Annotated in this window: 2 protein-coding genes and 1 pseudogene; all 3 read right to left on the bottom strand. The window is 46.0% G+C overall.

Annotation, left to right across the window (positions count from 1 at the left end; genetic code table 11):
• A partial coding sequence (locus tag A3735_RS28755; RefSeq protein ID WP_304439978.1) for a flagellar motor protein MotB occupies positions 1 to 143 on the bottom strand: 143 nt, incomplete at its 3' end.
• 5 nt (positions 144 to 148) lie between these two features.
• Positions 149 to 916, bottom strand: a complete 768-nt coding sequence (locus A3735_RS07590) for a MotA/TolQ/ExbB proton channel family protein (protein WP_068512815.1) — start codon at positions 914 to 916, stop codon at positions 149 to 151.
• Positions 917 to 1,051: 135 nt separating this feature from the next.
• A pseudogene (gene aroE / locus A3735_RS30470) lies at positions 1,052 to 1,243 on the bottom strand (shikimate dehydrogenase); the annotation flags it as partial.

Here is a 1,243-nt window from a genome sequence, read left to right as displayed (position 1 = left end):
ACTTCATATTTCTGAAGATCCATCTTGGAAAAGCTGAGTAGCAGAATAAAAAAAGTCAGCAGCAAAGACATTAAGTCCGCAAAGGTGACAATCCAGCCGGACGAACCACTTGCCTTAGGTTTTGGCCTAGGAATCGCCCTCATCGTACTTACTCTTCTGCCTTAACAATTTCACGCTGGGCAGGCGGTAAATAGCTAACCAGGACTTCGGTAATAACGCGAGGGTTCTGACCTTTCAGAATATTTTGAACACTGGTAATAACCAATGACATATTACGATGCTCATCCATTGCTTTTAGGTTTAATTTATCAGCCAAGGGAATCGCCACCACTTGCGCGATAAAGGCACCGTAGAAGGTGGTCAACAATGCCACCGCCATCGCTGGGCCAACTGAACTGGGGTCCGCCATATTATTCAACATCTGAACCAGGCCGACCAAGGTGCCCAACATACCTAGCCCTGGCGCTGTTTCTGCCACACCACGAAAGACCTTTTCGGCAGTATCATATCGCTCAATAGACTGTTCTAGCTCTTGAATCAATAGCTCTTCGATAAACTCGGAAGGGTGGCCATCTATACACAAGGCTATCCCCTTTGCCAAAAACTCATCTTCAATTTCAGCATTTTCTAAGCCAAGAATCCCTTCTTTTCGAACAATACCCGAAAGTTCCCGAACCTTCTCAATCAACATAACCGGGTTTTCAGTACGTTCAAGAAAAACAGTTGAAAAGGCAAGTTTGAAAGAAGTGGCCACTGACGTCAGGCGATATTTAACCAGGGTTATGGCTATCGTACCCACGACAACAATAACGAGCCCCGGCACGTTAACGAAATCCATAATGCTGGATTCAATTAAAATCGCGCCAATGACGATGACAAAGCCAAAAATCAGACCTATGAGGGTCGCTAAATCCATAAAATCAAAACCTATGTGCCAAGATTTGGCCGCATTGTTGACAATTCATTGTAGTCACGCTGAATAAGCAATATTCAGGCCGTTTTATTCTTATTACCTATCGGCCACTTGCAAGCCTTACTTTATAGCAAGCGCTCAGCTTTCTTCCCTAATCCTAGCCATGACCTCAGAGGTTTCGGGCAAAATGCCTCGCCAAACACGAAAAGCTTCTGCCGCCTGCCCGACCAACATCCCGAGACCATCAATTGTCTGGGATGCCCCTGCCTCTTCAGCCCACCGATTAAAGACAGTCTGCTCTGAGCCGTACATCATGTCGTAGGCAACCGT

The organism is Oleiphilus sp. HI0061, from assembly GCF_001635675.1.
This window is presented reverse-complemented; position numbering and strand designations above follow the sequence as displayed.